The 19,516-nt window shown below is 56.6% G+C and carries 20 protein-coding genes; 11 read left to right on the top strand and 9 right to left on the bottom strand.

Going from position 1 to position 19,516, the window contains the following annotated elements; genetic code table 11:
* Positions 1-166: 166 nt before the first annotated feature.
* Positions 167-2,374: a RelA/SpoT family protein gene (locus JQU52_RS06085; protein ID WP_230340242.1), complete on the bottom strand. Its 2,208-nt coding sequence runs from the start codon at positions 2,372-2,374 to the stop codon at positions 167-169.
* A 271-nt stretch (positions 2,375-2,645) separates the two neighbouring features.
* On the opposite strand from JQU52_RS06085, the gene JQU52_RS06080 reads away from it, so the two are divergent.
* Positions 2,646-3,221 carry an adenine phosphoribosyltransferase gene (locus tag JQU52_RS06080; protein ID WP_230340241.1) on the top strand — a complete coding sequence of 192 codons (576 nt, stop codon included), beginning with the start codon at positions 2,646-2,648 and terminating at the stop codon, positions 3,219-3,221.
* A 79-nt stretch (positions 3,222-3,300) separates the two neighbouring features.
* Here the strand turns inward: JQU52_RS06080 and JQU52_RS06075 are convergent, their stop codons facing one another.
* The gene (locus tag JQU52_RS06075) at positions 3,301-4,254 is read right to left on the bottom strand and encodes a D-alanyl-D-alanine carboxypeptidase family protein (RefSeq protein ID WP_379060935.1); all 954 of its coding nucleotides are present in this window, start codon (positions 4,252-4,254) and stop codon (positions 3,301-3,303) included.
* Between the two features lie 420 nt (positions 4,255-4,674).
* On the opposite strand from JQU52_RS06075, the gene clpX reads away from it, so the two are divergent.
* Positions 4,675-5,970 carry an ATP-dependent Clp protease ATP-binding subunit ClpX gene (gene clpX, locus JQU52_RS06070; protein WP_230340240.1) on the top strand — a complete coding sequence of 432 codons (1,296 nt, stop codon included), beginning with the start codon at positions 4,675-4,677 and terminating at the stop codon, positions 5,968-5,970.
* A gap of 65 nt (positions 5,971-6,035) precedes the next feature.
* On the opposite strand, the gene JQU52_RS06065 is transcribed toward clpX, so the two are convergent.
* Positions 6,036-6,887 (bottom strand): MurR/RpiR family transcriptional regulator, encoded by an 852-nt coding sequence (locus JQU52_RS06065; protein WP_230340239.1) that lies wholly within the window; start codon positions 6,885-6,887, stop codon positions 6,036-6,038.
* 347 nt (positions 6,888-7,234) lie between these two features.
* Here JQU52_RS06065 and JQU52_RS06060 point away from each other — a divergent pair, with 347 nt between their 5' ends.
* From JQU52_RS06060 to JQU52_RS06020, 9 genes are all read left to right on the top strand, one after another.
* Complete coding sequence (locus tag JQU52_RS06060; protein WP_230340238.1) at positions 7,235-8,614, top strand: glutamine synthetase family protein; 1,380 nt, start codon at positions 7,235-7,237, stop codon at positions 8,612-8,614.
* Between the two features lie 112 nt (positions 8,615-8,726).
* A complete protein-coding gene (locus JQU52_RS06055; protein WP_230340237.1) occupies positions 8,727-10,112 on the top strand; it encodes an aldehyde dehydrogenase family protein in 1,386 nt (461 codons plus the stop codon).
* Between the two features lie 79 nt (positions 10,113-10,191).
* Positions 10,192-10,665: an OsmC family protein gene (locus JQU52_RS06050; RefSeq protein ID WP_230340236.1), complete on the top strand. Its 474-nt coding sequence runs from the start codon at positions 10,192-10,194 to the stop codon at positions 10,663-10,665.
* A gap of 62 nt (positions 10,666-10,727) precedes the next feature.
* Entirely contained in the window at positions 10,728-11,888 is a 1,161-nt protein-coding gene (locus JQU52_RS06045; RefSeq protein ID WP_230340235.1) for an iron-containing alcohol dehydrogenase, read from the top strand.
* Positions 11,885-12,610: a gamma-glutamyl-gamma-aminobutyrate hydrolase family protein gene (locus tag JQU52_RS06040; RefSeq protein ID WP_230340234.1), complete on the top strand. Its 726-nt coding sequence runs from the start codon at positions 11,885-11,887 to the stop codon at positions 12,608-12,610. Before JQU52_RS06045 ends, JQU52_RS06040 begins: the two co-directional genes overlap by 4 nt.
* A 168-nt stretch (positions 12,611-12,778) precedes the next feature.
* Complete coding sequence (locus JQU52_RS06035) at positions 12,779-13,306, top strand: DinB family protein (RefSeq protein WP_230340233.1); 528 nt, start codon at positions 12,779-12,781, stop codon at positions 13,304-13,306.
* 103 nt (positions 13,307-13,409) lie between these two features.
* Entirely contained in the window at positions 13,410-14,807 is a 1,398-nt protein-coding gene (gene eat / locus JQU52_RS06030) for an ethanolamine permease (RefSeq protein WP_230340232.1), read from the top strand.
* A gap of 248 nt (positions 14,808-15,055) precedes the next feature.
* Positions 15,056-15,310, top strand: coding sequence for a type II toxin-antitoxin system Phd/YefM family antitoxin (locus tag JQU52_RS06025; RefSeq protein WP_230340231.1), 255 nt, complete (start codon positions 15,056-15,058; stop codon positions 15,308-15,310).
* On the top strand, positions 15,307-15,570 hold the full coding sequence (locus JQU52_RS06020) for a Txe/YoeB family addiction module toxin (protein ID WP_230340230.1): 264 nt from the start codon (positions 15,307-15,309) through the stop codon (positions 15,568-15,570). The genes JQU52_RS06025 and JQU52_RS06020 overlap by 4 nt, the downstream gene beginning before the upstream one ends.
* A gap of 78 nt (positions 15,571-15,648) precedes the next feature.
* Here JQU52_RS06020 and lipA read toward each other — a convergent pair whose 3' ends face one another.
* From lipA to queC, 6 genes are all read right to left on the bottom strand, one after another.
* A complete protein-coding gene (lipA, locus tag JQU52_RS06015; RefSeq protein ID WP_230340229.1) occupies positions 15,649-16,602 on the bottom strand; it encodes a lipoyl synthase in 954 nt (317 codons plus the stop codon).
* A 32-nt stretch (positions 16,603-16,634) separates the two neighbouring features.
* Positions 16,635-17,240, bottom strand: coding sequence for a lipoyl(octanoyl) transferase LipB (gene lipB, locus JQU52_RS06010; RefSeq protein ID WP_230340228.1), 606 nt, complete (start codon positions 17,238-17,240; stop codon positions 16,635-16,637).
* On the bottom strand, positions 17,240-17,509 hold the full coding sequence (locus JQU52_RS06005; RefSeq protein ID WP_230340227.1) for an HP0495 family protein: 270 nt from the start codon (positions 17,507-17,509) through the stop codon (positions 17,240-17,242). The genes lipB and JQU52_RS06005 overlap by 1 nt, the downstream gene beginning before the upstream one ends.
* Positions 17,510-17,802: 293 nt before the next feature.
* Positions 17,803-18,417, bottom strand: coding sequence for a 7-carboxy-7-deazaguanine synthase QueE (locus tag JQU52_RS06000; protein WP_230340226.1), 615 nt, complete (start codon positions 18,415-18,417; stop codon positions 17,803-17,805).
* Entirely contained in the window at positions 18,410-18,844 is a 435-nt protein-coding gene (gene queD / locus JQU52_RS05995) for a 6-carboxytetrahydropterin synthase QueD (RefSeq protein WP_230340225.1), read from the bottom strand. Before queD ends, JQU52_RS06000 begins: the two co-directional genes overlap by 8 nt.
* A complete protein-coding gene (gene queC / locus JQU52_RS05990; protein ID WP_230340224.1) occupies positions 18,841-19,503 on the bottom strand; it encodes a 7-cyano-7-deazaguanine synthase QueC in 663 nt (220 codons plus the stop codon). Before queC ends, queD begins: the two co-directional genes overlap by 4 nt.
* Positions 19,504-19,516: the final 13 nt, after the last annotated feature.

Below are 19,516 nucleotides of genomic sequence, written 5' to 3'. Positions count from 1 at the left end.
TGGGAATGGCGTTTGGGTGTGCAGAAATGGTATTTTTGTATTTGAGGCTGCCTGAAATCACAGTTGCATCAGACTGAACCCCTGCCTGCGCAGGAGCGACGGTATCTTTAATCAATTCATTTTATCTTTTCAGGCAGCCTTAATTTCACCAAGGCTGCCTGAAAGACTACAAGCGCGTTACCGACAGCACGCCTTTCACTTCGCTTAAGCTGGCCAATACGCGAGGCAAATCGTTCACTTGTTTTACTTCCAGCGTAAAGCGCATACTGGCTTCCAAATCGCGCGATTGGGTTTGCACAGCGGTAACGTTCATTTTATTGCGTGCCAAGGCGTCGGACACATCGCGCAAGAGGCCGCCGCGGTCTTGGGCGCGGATTTCGATGTCGATGGCAAACACTTGGTTGTCTTGCTGTTGCGCCCAGCTGGCGGGCAGTACTTTGTCGGGCGACTGCTGCGCCAAATGCAAAAATGAGGCGCAGTTGTGGCGATGTACGGAAATGCCGCGCTCGCGGGTAACAAAGCCCACAATGGCATCGCCCGGTGCCGGTTTGCAGCATTTGGCCAAGGTGGTCATCAAGCCGTCTTCGCCGTCGATCAGCACGCCGTTTTTGCGCGCCTTGATTTTGCTTTGACGCACAATATTGGCTTCGCTCAAGGGCGGCGGCGGTGGCTCGTGCAGGGCGCCGGCGGCTTTTTGGATGGCACGCGCCGACAATTCGCCCTGCCCCAATGCGCTGTAAAGCTCATCGATTTTCTGGAAACCCAGGCTTTCCACCAATTTTTGCAGATTAGGGCGCGGCTGGATTTTGGCCAGCTGTTTTTCCAGCAGTGCACGGCCGGATTCGCGCACCGATTCGGCATTTTGCTGGCGGATAAAGGCGCGGATTTTGCCGATGGCCTTGCTGCTTTTCACCCAGCCGTCGTGTAGCCAGTTTACCGAGGGCACGCCTTCTTTTACGGTGATGATTTCCACCCGTTGGCCGTTTTCCAGCGCGGTAGACAAGGGCACAATCTGGCCGTCTACTTTGGCACCGCGACAGCGGTCGCCCAAATCGCTGTGCAGCGCGTAGGCAAAGTCGATCGGGGTGGCGCCGCTGGGCAAGGCAAATACTTTGCCGTGCGGGGTGAGCACGTAAATGGTGTCGTTAAACAGCTCGGTTTGAAAGGCGCTGGCCAAGTCGGCGCTGTTGGTTTCGGCCATGTTTTCGCGCCAATCGAGCAATTGGCGCAGCCAGGCGATTTTTTGCTCGTAAGCGCTGTCGCCCTTGCCGCCTTCTTTATAGCGCCAGTGCGCCGCCACGCCGAATTCGGCAAAGCGGTGCATGTCGAAAGTGCGGATTTGCACTTCCACGCCCTTGTCTTGCGGCCCCACTACTACGGTGTGCAGGCTGCGGTAGTCGTTGGCTTTGGGGTGGGCGATGTAGTCGTCGAATTCGCCGCGAATCGGCTGCCACAGGCTGTGCACAATGCCTAAAGTGGTGTAGCACTCGGGCACGCTGTCTACCAGCACGCGCACGGCGCGGATGTCGTAGAGGCCGTCGAAATCGATTTTTTTCTTCACCATTTTTTTGTAAATGGAGTAGATGTGTTTGGGGCGCCCGGCCACTTCGCAATGCACGCCCAAGGCGCCCAGCTCGGTTTTGATGGTGTTGACAAACTGCTGAATGTATTCGAGCCGCTCGCCGCGCTTTTCGTCGAGCAAGCCGGCAATGCGTTTGTAGGCTTCTGGATTTTGGTGGCGGAAACCCAAATCTTCCAGCTGCCATTTGAGCTGCCACACGCCCAGGCGGTTGGCCAGCGGTGCAAAAATTTCCAGCGTTTCTTTGGCAATGCTGCGTTTGAGCTCTTCGTCGGCCACATGACCCAGATACACCATGGTGCGGGTGCGCAAAGCCAGCTTAATCAGCACCACGCGGATGTCGCTCACCATCGCCAGTAGCATTTGCCGCATGGCTTCGGCCTGCTGATGGCGCTCTTCCGGCGTGGCCAAGGGGTCTACTTTGGCAAATTTGGTCAGCTTTTGCACCTGATCCAAACCGGCCACCAATTGCGCCACCGCGCTACCGCAGCTCTCGGCCACTTCGGTTTTCCAGCCGGGCAGATGATTGGGCATGTCCACCAGCAAAGTGGCCGCCACCGCATCGGGCAGCAAATCCATGTCGGCCACCACCTGCGCTGTGGTCAGCAAATTATGGCGCAAAGGCTCGCCCGCCAAGGTGACGGCAGTAGCCGGATAATGTGCACACGCCAAGCGCCACGCCGACTGCACCATGCGGCTGTGCGCCTCGGGCAAGCTGGCAATATAGCGGTTGAGCCAGGCAGAAGCATCGCCGGATTCAACCGCTGTGGTGGGCGTATCGTGGGTGGCAACCATAAGGGTATCAGCGCAACAAACAAATAAGCTGCCATTGTAACCAAAAAAGCACCGCCGTGCAGGCTGCTTACAAGCAAGTTTGGTGATATGATGCGCCGGAAAACCGATGCGGCTTGGCCTTTATTGAAGATGCGCGCCTTTAAAATAAGGCTACCTGAAACGTGATGAATCGCCGCAGTCATCCGGAAAAACAAGCAGTAAATATTTCAGGCAGCCTTAAAATCTGCTGGTGCATATCGCCGCTTACCCCCTTATCAAGGAACCCCTTATTATGCTCACCCATCCCGACGTTATGGGCGTTGAGGCGCTGGCAGCCAAAATCCGCAAAATCCCCCATTGGCCGCAAGACGGTATTTTGTTTCACGACATCACGCCGGTGCTGCAAAGCCCACAATACTTCCGCTTGCTGGTGGATTTGCTGGTGTACCGCTATATGAACCAGAAAATCGATGTGGTGGCGGGGCTGGACGCACGCGGCTTTATTATCGGCGCGGCCTTGGCTTATCAACTGAATGTGGGCTTTGTGCCGATTCGCAAAAAAGGCAAGCTGCCCTTTACCACCGTATCGGAAAGCTATGCGCTGGAATACGGCCACGCCACCATTGAAATGCACACCGATGCGCTCAAGCAAGACTCGCGCGTATTGCTGGTAGACGACTTAGTAGCCACCGGCGGCACCATGATGGCGGGGGTGAACCTGATTCGGCGCATGGGCGCCAATGTGGTCGAAGCCGCCGCCATTCTGGAATTCACCGACCTACCCGGCGGAGCCAATATCCGCAATGAAGGCGTGCCGCTGTTTACGTTGTATCAAAATCATGGCAGCATTGATTCGGTGGGTGAATAAGCACCTGCACAAGCTCTCACCCATCAAAAAACCGGCTTCAAAAAGCCGGTTTTTTTGATTTAGGCAATCTCCATGCTGATTACAGGCTCTGGCTGCGGCTCATAATCCATGTTTGAATACTGCGCGCATCATTCACGCGGGTAGCCGAAGTGGGCGAATTGAGCAGCACAATCACCAAGGGCTGGTTTTGCACATTGGCCTGCACCACCATCGAGCGCCCCGCCTCGCGGATATAGCCGGTTTTTTGCAAGCCTACCTGCCAAGTGCCTTCGCGCACCAGCGCATTGGAATTGCGGTAGGTTTGCGCGCGCCCGGCGCTGGTGTACACCGAGCCGTAATTATCGGTGCTGTATTGGCGGATAAGCGGATATTTATCTGCCGCGCGCACCAGCAAGCCCAAGTCATTGGCGGTGGACACATTGCGCGGATCCAAGCCGGTGGGCTCATAAAAACGCGAGTTGGACATGCCCAAACTTTGCACTTTGCGGTTCATCGCCGCCACAAAGGCTTCCATGCCGCCCGGATAGCTGCGCCCCAAAGCATGGATGGCGCGGTTTTCGCTGCTCATCAGCCCCAGATGCAATAATTCGCGCCGCGACAGCGTGGTGCCGACAGACAGACGGCTGCCGGTGCCTTTCAGGCGGTCGATTTCCGCCTCGGTAATGGTGACCGGCTCATTCATGTTCTGGCCGCCGTCCAGCACCACCATCGCCGACACCAGCTTCGAGATGGAGGCAATCGGGCGCACCTGATGGATGTTTTTCTGATACAGCACTTCGCCGGTGCGGCTGTTCATAATCAGTGCCGATTGCGAGCTGAGCAATGGCCCGGCCACCGCAGCCTGCGTTTGCAGGTTGGCATTGGGATTGCTGATTAAAAATGCGCCCAAAGGATCATTTTGATTGGGGAAGTTTTGATCCAAAAATTGGCCCAAAACATCCAAATCATCCGCCGCTGCCGGTAAGGCACAGCCCAGCGCCGCCGCCATCACCACCGCCGCGCGCCATACTTTATATTGAAAAACCCTAGCCATTATTCTAAACACTCCTTGGTTTATTTGTTTTTGCACATGCAACCCGATGTTGATTTTTGATTTTATTTCCCGGGCTTTCAGGCTGCCTGAAACGGCATACTTGAAATGGTGTTTTTGAGTGAGCGCCTGAATTGTCAATAAAATCATTCTGTTTGTAAACCCGCACCGATGTAAAAATGGCCGCCAATGCTTGAATTTACACAGTTTGCGGCCATTTGGCATTCAATTAGGCGACTTTTTTCGACAAGCACGCAGCCAAACCAGCGGTATTCGGGTTTGAAAAGCCGCGGCACAGCCTTTATACTTGGCGCAGTTTATGGCTGGTGGCACTTCGGGCACGCCGGCCATGTTTTGCTGTTTACTAAAAAAAAGCCTTTCTGGGCATTCCGGCCGCCATGGCCGGCGGAAATGATCACCACCATGAGTAAAAACACCCGTTATTGTTCGTTTTGCGGCAAGGCCGAGCACGAAGTGCATAATTTGATTGAAGGCGCCGACATCGAAGGCAAATCGGCACTGATTTGCAATGAATGCGTAGATGTGTGCAGCACCATGCTGCACGAAGCCGAAACCGCCACCGAAACCAACACCGACAGCAGCGAAAAACTGCCCACCCCGGCGCAAATCGTGGCCAACCTCAACCAGCATGTCATCGGCCAGGAAATGGCCAAAAAATCACTGGCGGTGGCGGTATACAACCACTACAAACGCCTGCGCCATCCGCGCGGCAGCCAAGAAGTGGAGCTGTCTAAGTCCAATATTTTGCTGATTGGCCCCACCGGCTCCGGCAAAACCTTGCTGGCGCAAAGCTTGGCGCGCAAGCTGGATGTGCCCTTTGTGATGGCCGATGCCACCACGCTTACCGAAGCGGGCTATGTGGGCGAAGATGTGGAGCAAATCATCACCAAGCTGTTGGGCAATTGCGATTTTGATGTTGAAAAAGCCCAGCGCGGCATTGTGTATATTGACGAAATCGACAAAATCTCGCGCAAGAGCGACAACCCCTCAATTACCCGTGACGTGTCCGGCGAAGGCGTGCAACAAGCCTTGCTCAAACTGATTGAAGGCACCGTGGCTTCGGTGCCGCCCCAAGGCGGGCGCAAGCACCCCAATCAGGAATTCATCAATGTAGACACCACCAACATCCTGTTTATTTGCGGCGGTGCTTTTGCCGGTTTGGAAAAAGTCATCCGCCAGCGCACCGAAAAAGGCGGCATCGGCTTTGGCGCCAGCGTGAGCAGCAAAGACGAAACCATCGACGTAGGCAAGCTGTTTGAAACCGTGGAGCCGGAAGATTTAATCAAATTCGGCCTGATTCCCGAGCTGATTGGCCGCCTGCCGGTGATTGCCACCTTGGCCGAGCTGGACGAAGCCGCGCTGATGAACATCCTCACCGAGCCGAAAAACGCATTGGTAAAGCAATACCAAGCCTTATTTGCCATGGAAGGCGTGGAGCTGGAAATCGAGCCGCAAGCCTTGCACAGTATTGCGCGGCTGGCAATGGCACGCAAAACCGGCGCGCGCGGCCTGCGCTCCATCGTGGAACGCGCCTTGCTGGAAACCATGTATGCCCTGCCCGAGTTAAGCGGCGTGAAAAAAGTGGTCATCAACGCTGCGGTGATTGACAACGGCGAGCAGCCGAAAATGCTGCTGGCCGATGGCAGCGAATATGCCGCCGATGCGGCCAAACGCAGCCGCAGCCGTAAGGCATCGTAAACTTATCCGCACCACCCAACAAAAAAAGCGTTCAGGCAGCCTGAACGCTTTTTTGGTTTCTCATCTCAGCCCAAATGAAAATTGTGCCGCAGGCGCTCGATTTGCTCCAGCCGTGCGCGGGTGGCTTCCCAATCGCGGTTGTTCAGCGCCGCAATCAAGGCGTCAATCAGCAGCATAATCGCCACATTCGTGTCCCAGCCAGTTTTGCCTTCGGTGTAGGCGGTGAGGGTGATTTCAGCCTGTGCCGACAAGGGCGATGTCCATTGGTCGGTAATCAGAATGCGGCGGCATTTGCGTTCGGCCGCCAGATTCACCAAAGGCTGCAATTCCGGCCAGTAGCGGCGGATATCAAACACCACCAGCACATCGTTTTTGCCCATGTCCACCAACGCATCTACCCAAGTGTTGGGCATCGGGCGCAGCAGCGACACCTGCGGACGGATGGCCTGCAAATGGTGGCAGAAATACTCGGCCAAAGGCCCGGTGATGTAGCCGCCAATCAGCCAGATGCGGTGGCGCGGCTGCGCCAGCCAGTCCACGGCGGCATCGAAATCTTCCGGCAGCAATTGCCGCGCCGTTTGCGCCAGCAGCTTTTGAATATTGTCGGCAAACGAATGCAAAAACTCATGCCCGTGCAAGCCCAGATTGGGCTCGCGCCGCAGCAGCGGCGATTGCAATTGTGCATCCAATTCGGTGCGCAAAGCTTCTTGGAAGGCGCTATAACCGTCAAAGCCGAGCTTGGCCACCAGCCGCAATACCGTGGGCCCGCTCACCGCCGCTTTTTGCGCCAGCTGCGCCACGGTTTCCAGCCCCGCCAGCGGATATTGTTGCAACAACACCCGCGCCACTTTGCGCTCGGTAGGCGAAAAGGCGCTGTAATCGGCACGCAACTGCACGGCAATGCTGTTATCAATCATGATGGCGCTCACAAAGCTCAATAAAAGGGATGGTTGGATTATACCCGCTTAACTTGCGGCACCGCGCCGATTGCGCTGTATTGTTGCGGCATCGCAAATTTTCACTAGCGCATGTTTTGCATGATTACCGATATTTTCTGCACTCTTCAAAGCCAATTAAACCCATCATTGCTATTTGTTGGCACAAAATGCCAATCATCTGTTTTAACCCTTTCAGGCAGCCTTTCTTTTCTTGTCGCTTTTGTTTGTAATTTTTATTACAAATTTTACTTGTAATAAAAAAATATACTGTTTATTCTATATACAACCCCGCAAAAATTGGCGGCCCCACAATCCCGGAGAGCACCATGGAACACGCTTTGAATGCAGATGCAGCATCAGCGGCCGCCGCCTTGCGCCGTCTGATTACCGAACGCAACATCACCCATATCAAAGTGGGCTTTTTTGATTTGGACGGCGTGATGGCGGGCAAATACATGTCCACCGCCAAATTTCTGGCCGCGCTAGACAACAACTACGCCTTTTGCGATGTGGTGTTTGGCTGGGATGTGAACGACCAATTATTCGACAACATCAAGCTTTCCGGCTGGATTACCGGCTATGCCGATGCCGAAATCCGCCTGCTGCCGCAGCACTGGCGCGAGCTGCCGCTGGAAAACAACACCGTTTTGGTGCCGGGTGAAGTGGTGGGGCGCATGGAACCGCTGTGCCCGCGCCAATTGCTCAAGCGCGTGCTGGCACGCGCCGACAGCATGGGCTACCGCACCTTTTCCGGCTTTGAATATGAGTTTCTGGTGGCCGATGAAAGCCACGAAACCCTGCGTGCGCGCGATTTCACCCAACCCAAACCGCTGGGGCACGGCCCTTTCGGCTATTCGGTGCTGCGCACGGCAGTAAACAACGATTTCTACGAAGGCCTGCTGGATGTGTGCAACCAAATGGCCATTCCGGTGGAAGGTTTTCACGAAGAAACCGGCCCCGGCCAATTGGAGCTGGCCTTACAAGTAATGGAAACCAGCACCGCCGCCGACAATGCCGCCCTATTTAAAACCTTTGCCAAAGTATTGGCGCAAAAACAAAACCGCATGGTGTCATTTATGGCCAAGTGGCATCCGGATCACTCCGGCCAAGGCGGCCATGTGCATGTGTCTTTGCAACACCTCGATGGCAGCAGCGCGTTTTACGACCCGTCAAAACCCGACAACATCAGCGATGAAATGCGCTGGTTTGTGGGCGGCTTGCAGCGCACCGCCCGCGACTTGATGGCACTGCACGCGCCCACCATCAACAGCTACCGCCGCCTGGTGCCCGGCTACTGGGCGCCCACCTCGGCATTGTGGGGTGTCGACAACCGCACCACCGCCATCCGCGCCATCACCGGCAGCGCCAAATCGCAACGCATCGAATACCGCGTGCCCGGCGCCGATTGCAACCCTTATCTGGCAGTGGCCGCTATTTTTGCCGCCGGCCTTTACGGCATCGAACACCAAATCGAGCCCAGCGCCGCTTTTTGCGGTAACGCCTATGCCGAAATCCCGCCGCCCGAGCTCACCCTGCCGCGCAGCCTGTGGGAAGCGGCGCAATGCCTGCGTGCATCGGAGATGGCGCGGCAATGGCTGGGCGACGACTTTGTCGACCACTTCGCCGCCACCCGCGAATGGGAAGAGCGCGAATTCCAAAAACACGTCACCGATTGGGAACGGCAGCGTTATTTTGAAATTATTTAATTAAAGGCTGCCTGAAATATTTTCAGGCAGCCTTTAGCTGCAAAACCGATTTATCTAAATTTATCTAAACAACACAACCACCGATTTAATCAAAAGCATCCAAGGATTTCACATGAGCCAAACCTTCAGCGTCACCGCGCCCGCAGACGGCCAAGTTATCTATCACGGCCAATACGCCGATCAAGCCGCCATCAACGCGGCCGTGGCCGCCGCCAAAGCCGCGCAAAGCGGCTGGCGTCAAACACCTTTGGCCGAGCGCAAAGCCAAAGTGGCCGCCGCCATCGACTGGCTGGTGGCGCACCGCGACGACATTGCCCGCACCATCACCGCCAGCATGGGCCGCCCCATCGGCCAATCGCCCGGCGAAGTACGCGGCTTGGAAGAGCGTGCGCGCCATATGCTGGCCATTGCCGACGAAGCGCTCGCCGATGTAGTGCCCGCCGCCCAGCCCGGCTTTAAACGCTTTTTGCGCCGCGAGCCGCTGGGCACCGTGCTGGTAATGGCACCGTGGAACTACCCTTTCCTCACCGCGGTAAACGCCATTGTGCCCGCATTGGTGGCGGGCAATACCGTGCTGCTCAAGCATTCCTCGCAAACCCCGCAAGTGGCCGAATTGTTTCAGGCAGCCTTTGCTGCTGCCGGTTTGCCTGCCGGTGTATTCCAAATTCTGTTTTTGTCGCACGCCGATACCGAAGTACTGCTGCACACCGATGCGGTGGATTTTGTTGCCTTTACCGGCTCAGTGGGCGGCGGACAGCAAGTTCAGGCAGCCTTAAGCCAGCGCTTTATCGGCTGCGGGCTGGAGCTGGGCGGCAAAGACCCGGCTTATGTGCGCGCTGATGCCGATGTGGCCAACGCCGCCGAAAATCTGGTGGACGGTGCTTTTTTTAATTCCGGCCAATCCTGCTGCGGCATTGAGCGCATTTATGTACACCAGTCGGTATACGATGCCTTTGTGGCCGAATTTGTGCGCATCACCGGCCAATACCGCTTGGGCAATCCCACCGATGCCGATACCAATCTGGGGCCGATGGTGCGCAGCAGCGCCGCCGATTTTGTGCGCGGCCAGATTGCCGAAGCCGTGGCGCAAGGCGCTACTGCGCTGATTGACGAAGCCGCTTTCCCAGCCAGCCGCCCCGGCACTGCTTATCTGGCGCCGCAGGTGCTGGTGAATGTAAACCACAGCATGCGCGTGATGAACGAAGAAAGCTTCGGCCCGGTGGTGGGGATTATGCCGGTGGCGGACGACGCCGAAGCGGTGCGGCTGATGAACGACAGCCGCTACGGCCTCACCGCCTCCATCTGGACGCGCGACGCCGCGGCCGCCGAAGCCCTGGCCGCCCAAATCGAAACCGGCACCGTGTTTATGAACCGCTGCGACTATCTGGATCCTGCACTGGCCTGGACCGGCGTAAAAGACACCGGCCACGGCATTTCGCTGTCGGTGTTGGGCTATGCGCAATTAACGCGGGTGAAGTCTTACCATTTCCGCACCTAGCACTTTCAGGCAGCCTAGGATGGATTGATTTTCTTCACGCCGCCTTTCAGGCAGCGTGAAAACAGAAAGCATCGAACATATGAAAATTCACCGCTACCAAACCACCGTAAACTGGAGCGGCAATACTGGCCGCGGCACCAGCAGCTATGGTGCTTATGAACGCAGTTTTACCGCCAGTGCCAGTGGCAAACCGCCGATTGCCGGATCAGCCGACCCAGCTTTTCGCGGCGATGCCACCTGCTGGAATCCTGAGGATTTGCTGCTGACGGCCATCTCTGCTTGCCATCAGCTGTGGTATCTGCATTTGTGTGCCGTCAACGGCATTGTGGTTGTGGCTTATACCGACCACGCCGAAGCGCAAATGGATGAAGGCAGCCCCGAACAAGCCGGTCGTTTTGTGTCGGCCACCTTACGCCCGCAGGTGCTTATCGCAGCAGGCGGCGATGTGGCACTGGCACAAGCATTGCACCAACAAGCCCACCATGCCTGCTTTGTGGCCAATTCGCTCAACTTCCCCGTGGATTGTGTTGCAGAAATTGCCGTGCGTCCTTAAACAGCGCTTCAGGCAGCCTAAATACGATTGAATTTAAATTGATTTTAAAGGAAACCCCCATCATGAACCTCACCGGAAACTGGAACTACCCCACCGCCATCCGCTTTGGCGCCGGGCGGCTCAAAGAGCTGCCGCAGCTGTGTGCCGAGCTGAATATGCGCCATCCGCTGGTGGTTACCGATTCGGGGTTGGCCAAGCTGCCCTTGATGCAGCAGCTGCAACACACACTTCAGGCAGCCTCGGTGGCGCATGATGTGTTTGCCGATGTGCGCCCCAATCCGGGTGGTGCCGATGTGGAGCGCGGCGTAGCCGCCTACCGCGCCAGCCAACACGACGGCGTAATTGCCATCGGCGGCGGCAGCGCCTTAGACGTAGGCAAAGCCATTGCACTGATGGCCGGACAAACACGACCCTTATGGGATTTTGAAGACGTGGGCGACAACTGGACGCGGGTAAACGTGGCCGGTGTGGCGCCCACCATCGCCATTCCCACCACCTCCGGCACCGGCTCCGAAGTGGGCCGCGCTTCTCTGATTATCGACGAAGCCGCCCACCGCAAAGTGATTATTTTCCACCCGGCCATGCTGCCAAAAATCGTGCTGGCCGACCCCGAGCTTACTGTAGGCCTGCCGCCACACCTCACCGCTGCCACCGGCGTAGACGCCTTTGTGCATAACCTAGAAGCCTATTGCTCACCGTTTTACCACCCGCTGGCGCAAGGCGTGGCGCTGGAAGGCATGAAACTGGTGCACGACTTTCTGCCGCGCGCCGTGGCCGATGGCCGCGATATCAAAGCGCGCGCGCAAATGCTGGCCGCCTCGATAATGGGCGCCACCGCATTCCAAAAAGGGCTGGGCGGCGTACATGCCTTGTCGCACCCCATCGGTGCCGTGTTCGACACCCACCACGGTTTGGCCAACGCCATTATGCTGCCCTATGTTCTGGTACGCAACCAAAGTGCTATCGAGCAGCGTTTGGCCGACGCCGCACGCTACATCGGCTTGGCCGACACCTCGTTTACCGGCTTTCTCGATTGGATTTTGCGCTTGCGTTCCGACCTGAACATCCCCCACAGCTTGGCCGACATCGGCATTGACGAGAGCCGTGCCGACGAAATCGGCGCCGCCGCCAAGCAAGACCCCAGCGATGGCGGCAACCCGATTGTGCTCACCCCGGCCGACTACAGCGCCATCTTCCGCGCCGCCGTGCAAGGTGCTGTATGAGTAAGCCGCTGATCGGGCTCACCACCTACCCCGCCGCCGAAAACCACGGCTGGCACACCCCCGCGCTGTATGTGGCCGCCGTGCAACGTGCGGGCGGCGCGCCGCTGATGCTGCCCGGCTGTGCCACCGATTGCGCCGAAGATTGGCTCGCTGCCGTAGACGGCATAGTGCTGATTGGCGGTGGCGACATCAACCCCCAAGCTTTTGACGGCAGCCACCACCCCACCATCTACAACCTCAGCCCCGAGCGCGATGCCGCCGAGCTGGCGCTGATGCACGCGCTACTCAAGCAGCCCAAGCCCACGCTGGCGATTTGCCGCGGCCTGCAAATCCTCAATACCGCCTTGGGCGGCAGCCTGCATGTGCATCTGCCCGATGTGGTGGGCGAAACCGTGCCGCACCGCGCCCCGCCGCGCGAGCCGGTGCCGCACGACATCCGCATCGACCCCAACAGCGCCCTAGCCGCATTGTTGGGCGAAAGCGTTAACACCGCTTCCTGGCACCACCAAGCCATCGACCGCTTGGGTGAAGGCCTCAAAGCCGTGGCTTGGGCGCCCGACGGCGTCATCGAAGCGGTGGAAATGGCCACCTTTCCAGATTTGGTGGCGGTGCAATGGCATCCGGAAATCACCGCCGCACAAGATGCCGGGCAGCAAAAACTGTTTGAATGGCTGGTGATTCAGGCAGCCCGGCAGAAATACCCTGCACAGCACAAGGCCTAAGTCCGATGTTTGTTCGCCGAACAGGGTTTGTGTTATTTGGCTACTGCTGGATACGGTTCCAGCCGCTCACCGGGTTTGCCCACCCAATACCGCAACCATAGGCAGATTTGCCCCCGAAAAATAGGTTTTAGGCAGCCCGAAAACAGCATTCCATCTAGGATAACAACCATGAGTTTTGCCCGCCATCTGCACACACTGTTGCGTCAAAAACAGCAGGCCAATCGCGATTTGCTGAATTTTATGCGTCCATTGGATGCAGCAGCACATCCGCAAGAACACCACTACGCCATACGTATTCTTAATCATGCCTTAGTGGTAGACCAGATTTTTCAGGCGCATCTGCAAGGCAAAGCGCACCCATTCACCGCCACCAATACCACAGACACGCCCACTTTGACCGACTTGACTCAAGCCATCGCCAAAACCGATGCTTGGTATGCAGACTACAGCGCCAGCATCAGTACCGATGCACTGGCACAAATACTGGATTTTGTATTTACCGATGGCCAAACCGGCCATATGCCCCGGGGCGAAATGCTTTTGCATGTAGCTACCCACAATGCTTATCACCGGGGCGGAGCCGGACGCGCCTTGTCAATATATAACCAAACATTACCCAAAGACGGACTTGCGGCTTTTGTTGCCACGCAAGTCAGAAATTTTGCCCAAAATCCCGCTGTGACGGGGCATCTTTAATTGATTAGCTGCACTGATTAAACATAACTACCCTGCACCCCCGGCGGCCTGCCGCCTTATCGTTCCGTTTTGATACATGCTTTTCCATTTCAAGGAGCAACACATGAGCGAACCCAAACTCAACCAAACCCGGGTGGTGCGCGAGCTAAAACCGACCTTGGGCGCAATACACCTGTGGGGCATTGCCGTTGGCCTGGTGATTTCCGGCGACTATTTCGGCTGGAGCTACGGCTGGGCCTCCGCCGGCACACTGGGCTTTCTGATTGCCGTGGCGGTGATTGCGCTGATGTATGTGGCGTTTATCTTCAGCTATACCGAGCTCACCACCGCCATTCCGCACGCGGGCGGCCCGTTTGCCTACGGCCTGCGTGCCTACGGCCCCACCGGCGGCTATTTTGCCGGCATGGCCACGCTGATTGAATTCGTGTTTGCCCCGCCCGCCATTGCGCTGGCCATCGGCGCCTATTTGAACGTGCAGTTTCCGGGGCTGGATCCCAAGCTGGCGGCGGTGGGCGCTTATGTGGTGTTTATGACGCTCAATATTCTGGGCATGCACATCGCCGCCAACTTCGAGTTGGTGGTTACCATTATTGCCATCGGCGAATTGCTGGTGTTTATGGGGGTGGTGTCGCCCGGCTTCTCCTGGGCCAATTTCACCGCCAACGGCTGGGCCGGCAGCAATACCTTCAGCACCGCCACTTGGGGCGGCATTTTGGCCTCGATTCCGTTTGCCATCTGGTTTTTTCTGGCCATTGAAGGCGTGGCCATGGCCGCCGAAGAAACCAAAGACCCGCGCCGCACCGTGCCGCGCGCCTATATCTGCGCCATTCTCACCTTAGTGGCACTGGCGCTGGGGGTAATGATTTTTGCCGGCGGCGCGGGCGATTGGCGCGAGCTGTCCAACCTCAACGACCCCTTGCCGCAAGCGATGAAAATGATTGTCGGCCACAACAGCGGCTGGCTGCACATGCTGGTGTGGCTGGGCTTGTTTGGCCTGATTGCCAGCTTTCACGGCATTATCATGGGCTATTCGCGCCAGATTTTCGCCCTTAGCCGTGCCGGCTACATGCCGCCGATGTTTGCCAAGGTAAACCAACGCTTCCGCACCCCGCATCGCGCCGTTTTACTGGGTGGCGTGGTGGGCATTGCCGCCATTTTCAGCGACAACCTGATTGTGATTGGCGGCCAGCCGCTCACCGCCAACATCATCACCATGTCGGTATTCGGTGCCTTGCTGATGTACATCATCGCCATGTTCAGCCTGCTGAAACTGCGCCGCACCGAGCCTAGGCTGGAGCGCCCGTTTAACGCGCCGCTATACCCGATTATGCCGCTGGTGGCCTTGGTGATTGCCATCGGCGCCTTCCTCGCCATGGCTTGGTACAACACCACCGTGTTTGTGATTTTCTTGGGCATTCTGGGGCTGGGCTACGCCTACTTCCGCGCCACCGGCCACCACCGCGACGCCGCCCCGCGCGACGATATGCTGGGCCGGCAATAATTGCTTAGGCAATAAAAAAGCGTTCAGGCTGCCTGAACGCTTTTTTGTTTATGGATTGCCCAACACCTTTCCAATGGACTGGGCTTAAACGTAAAGTGCGCTTGTCTTTGCTGTAGCCGGTAATTCGAGCAAGCCCAAAAAACACCGGGTAAGCCGGGCATTGGGTTTAAGTGACAATCCAATTGCGTACAAAAATACGTACCTGTACAATAATAAGTACCCATTAAATTCATCAAAGGAAACCGCCAATGGATACCATGAGCTACTCTGCTTTCCGCGCCGGATTGGCCGGGGTGCTGGATAAGGTCAACGACAACCACAAGCCGGTTTTGGTAACCCGCCAAAACGGTAAACCGGCCGTGGTCATGAGTTTGGAAGATTTTCAGTCTTACGAAGAAACCGCCTACCTGATGGCCAGCCCAGCCAATGCCGAGCGACTGAACCGGGCAGTGGCACAGATTCGCGCCGGTGAAGCACAACAACACGGGATGCTGGAAGAATGATGCTGGCGTGGGCCGATGATGCTTGGAACGATTATATGTATTGGCAACAAACCGATAAACGCATGCTGAAACGCATCAATATGCTGCTGAAAGGCATTCAGCGCCAGCCATTTGCTGGATTGGGGGATCCTGAGCCGCTGAAGCACAATTGGTCAGGCTTTTGGTCGCGCCGCATCAACAAAGAACACCGGCTGGTTTACCGCGTGAGTAATGATAGGGTGATGGTGGCGCAATGCCGTTACCATTATGGCAAGCTTTGAATACAGCCAGCCTTGCGCCAATTCGCCTCATCACGGTGTGCGGGCAGCCACTTTAACCGCAACATTTGATGCCCACGCTTACTCCACCACGCCCGCATGTTCGGCTTGCACATCGGCATGGTAGCTGGAGCGCACCATGGCGCCGATGGCGGCGTGTTTGAAGCCGATTTCGTAGGCGCGGGTTTCGAAGGCCTTGAATTGGTCGGGGGTAACGTAGCGCAGCACCGGCAAATGGCTGTTGCTGGGCTGCAAATACTGCCCCACGGTAATCATTTCCACATCGTGCTGGCGCAAATCTTGCATTACTTGCAGCACTTCTTCGTCGGTTTCGCCCAAGCCCACCATAATGCCGGACTTGGTGGCCACATTGGGCATCATCGCTTTGTAGCGTTTGAGTAAGTCGAGCGAATGCTGGTAGTCGGAGCCGGGGCGGGCTTGTTTGTAGAGGCGCGGGGCGGTTTCGAGGTTGTGGTTGAGTACGTCGGGCGGGGTTTGCGCCAAAATATCCAGTGCCAAATCAAGGCGGCCGCGGAAGTCGGGCACCAACACTTCGATTTGCGTTTGCGGGCTGGCTTCGCGCACGGCGCGGATGCAGTCGGCAAAGTGCTGGGCGCCGCCATCGCGCAAATCATCGCGATCCACCGAGGTAATCACCACATAGCGTAATTTCATTGCCTTGACCGATTCGGCCAGGTGCTGCGGCTCGTTGGCGTCCAGCGGATTGGGGCGGCCATGGCCGACATCGCAAAACGGACAGCGGCGGGTGCAGATGTCGCCCATAATCATAAAGGTGGCGGTGCCTTTGCTGAAGCATTCGCCGATATTGGGGCAAGAGGCTTCTTCGCACACAGTATGCAGCTTTTGCTCGCGCAAGATGTTTTTGATTTCAAAAAACTTATTACCCGTGGGCAGCTTGGCGCGTATCCACTCGGGCTTTTTGAGTTTTTCGGCCAAGGGCACCACTTTAATCGGGATGCGGGCGGTTTTGGCGGCACCTTTGTGTTTGACGCCCTGGCTATTATCGTGGCTCATGCGCTTGCTTTCTATTATGTGATGTGTGGTGTTTAGGTATTTAATTGTGCGCTCAAATGCGCAGTCAATTTAGCCGCCACTTCGGCCAGCGGCGGGCAGGGCTTGAGGTAGTTGGCCATTTGCGTCATCGCCATACCTGCGTAACCGCAGGGGTTGATGTAGGCAAACGGGCTTAAATCCATGTCGATATTCAAGGCTAGGCCGTGGTAAACGGCGCCGTGTTTGATGCGCAAACCCAAGGAGGCGATTTTGGCCGCGCCCACATACACGCCGGGGCGTTTGGGGTCGGCGGCGGCGGCAATGCCGTAGTCGGCCAAGGTGGCGATAATGCTATTTTCCAGCCGCGTAACTAAGTCGCGCACGCTGATGCCGCGGCGCTTGAAATCAATCAGGGTATACACCACCAATTGGCCGGGGCCGTGGTAGGTCACTTGGCCGCCGCGGTCGATTTGCACCACCGGAATGGCGCCGGTTTGCAAAATATGCTCGGGCTTGCCCGCCATGCCTTGGGTGAACACCGGTGGGTGCTCTACAATCCACAATTCGTCTTCGGTGGCTTCATGGCGGGTTTCGGTAAAAGCCTGCATAGCGGCGAATACCGGTGCGTAGTCGCGCAAGCCCAGCGGCACGGTTTTCATTACAGCACCACTTTCACCATCGGGTGGGCGGTAAGGGCGCGATAAATATTGTCGAGCTGCTCTTGGCTTTCGGCGCGCACGGTAGCGGTGCAGCTCAGGTAGTTGCCTTTGCTGCTGTCGCGGATGGTCAGGTGCTTTTCTTCGGTATCGGGCGCATATTGACGCACCACATCCAGCACGGTGGCGGCAAATTCGGGGTGTTGTACACCCATGATTTTCAGCGGGAAATCGGTGGGAAATTCGATTAAATTTTCGCGTGTTTCGCTCATGGCGGTAACCTTTTTAACGGCAATATTGCTCAGCTCGGGGCAACGTTGCAAAATTCAAGCAAACGCAATTTTAACGCAAATACTCGGCCATCGCCATGAGGCTGCCTGAAGCATAAGACTAGGGTCTGTTCACATTTTAGCCGTGCACCGGATTTTGAGCAGAAAAGTCTGCGTCCAAGGCGAAAAGCACAGCAAGGTTGAACATCTTGCGCGCATTTTCAACGCAAAAAGCGGGCTTTCAAGCCAAAATAGAGCCACGCGATGAAATGTGAACAGACCCTAGTATAGCCACCCTACTCAATACCCGCCCATTTATGCGCCTGCACCGATAGCTGCCAATGCTCGGGCGCGGGCTGTTGGTTGAGTGCACCGAGTTGCTGCAAGGTGTGGCCGATGTTCATGCTGCCTTCGGTGTCCAACGGCGATAAGTAATAGTGGCGGGCACGGATACGGGCGGCCATACTGCGGGCAAAGGCAGTAACATCGCCATCGGCCACAATGCGCACTTCGTCGGCGTGTTCAATACATTGTGCAGCATATTTGGCGGCATAGCAGGCTTTGGGGCTCGCGGCGATATAGTCAATCTGTGCGGGCACCGGCATTAAGCCGTTGGTTTCGATACACAGATAATAGCCACACGCTTTTAAGGCATCCAATAGCGTTTCAAGCTGCGGCTGGATGGTGGGCTCGCCGCCGGTGATGATGATATTGGCGGCAGTATGGTTTTGTACCTGCTGCACTACGGCGCTCAGGCTCATGGTGTTGAAACGCAGGTAATCGGTGTCGCACCAGCTGCACGCTAAATTGCATTTGCCAAAACGGATAAACACCGCCGCCATGCCACTGTTGTAGCCTTCGCCCTGCATACTTTGGAAAATCTCCACAATACGGTATTGCGGCTCAGTCATGATTGGCTCCGGTGTATTCACAATACGATGTGGGCGTTTCCCACAGGCGGATAGCAGATACGTTGAGGCCGCCTTGTTGCCGCAACAGGCAAAACATATGCTGCGCCATGTTTTCGGCAGTGGTGCGCTTATCCATGGCCACGGTTTTGAGTTGCCAGTTTTGCAGCAAAGCCGCCAAGCGGCTTTCGCGCTCGCTGTGGCGGTTGTACACAAAGGCGTGGTCAAACGGCTCTGCCACCCAGTGTTTGACGCAGGCTTTCACATCGGCAAAATCCATCACCATACCGTCTTTAGCACCGCCTTGCGCCAGGCTGCCTGAAATTTCCACTTCCAGTTTATAAGTGTGGCCGTGCAGGTTGCGGCATTTGCCATCATGGCCGTCGAGCATGTGCGCCAAGTCAAACGAAAAGGTTTTCACAATCTTCATACCACCGCCTTGTGTGCCAAATATTCCGCCAAACCGCGCTCGCGCAGCACACAAGCCGGGCATTGGCCGCAGCCGCCCGCCACGCCCGCATAGCAGGTGTGGGTGTGTTGCCGCACATAGTTCAGGCAGCCCAAATCATCGGCCAATGCCCACGTTTGCGCTTTGGTGAGGTACATCAGCGGGGTGTGGAGTTGGAAGGCGTAGTCCATCGCCAAATTAAGGGTGACATTCATCGATTTCACAAACACATCGCGGCAATCGGGGTAGCCGGAAAAATCGGTTTCGCACACGCCGGTGATGATGTGGGCAATGCCCTGCCCTTTGGCGTAAATGGCGGCATACAGCAAAAACAAAGCGTTGCGCCCGTCAACAAAGGTATTGGGCGGGCCGCCCACGGAATTTTCGATGGCGGCGGTTTTGTCCATCAAGGCATTATGGGTGATTTGCTGCATCAGGCTTAAATCAAGCACGGTTTGGTGCACGCCCAAATCGGCGGCAATCCAGCGGGCGCGTTCCAGCTCGATGGCATGGCGCTGGCCGTATTGGAAGGTGATGGTGTGCACCTGCTCGCGCCCATAGCGGGCAATGGCTTGAATTAAGCAGGTGGTGGAGTCTTGGCCGCCGGAAAAAATCACCAGCGCTTTATCGGGATGGGTCATACAATGGGTTCCT

The organism is Paralysiella testudinis, from assembly GCF_016894345.1.
Lineage (GTDB): Bacteria > Pseudomonadota > Gammaproteobacteria > Burkholderiales > Neisseriaceae > Paralysiella > Paralysiella testudinis.
The sequence above is the reverse complement of the archived record's forward strand: the minus strand, read 5'-3'. Positions and strand labels throughout refer to the sequence as shown.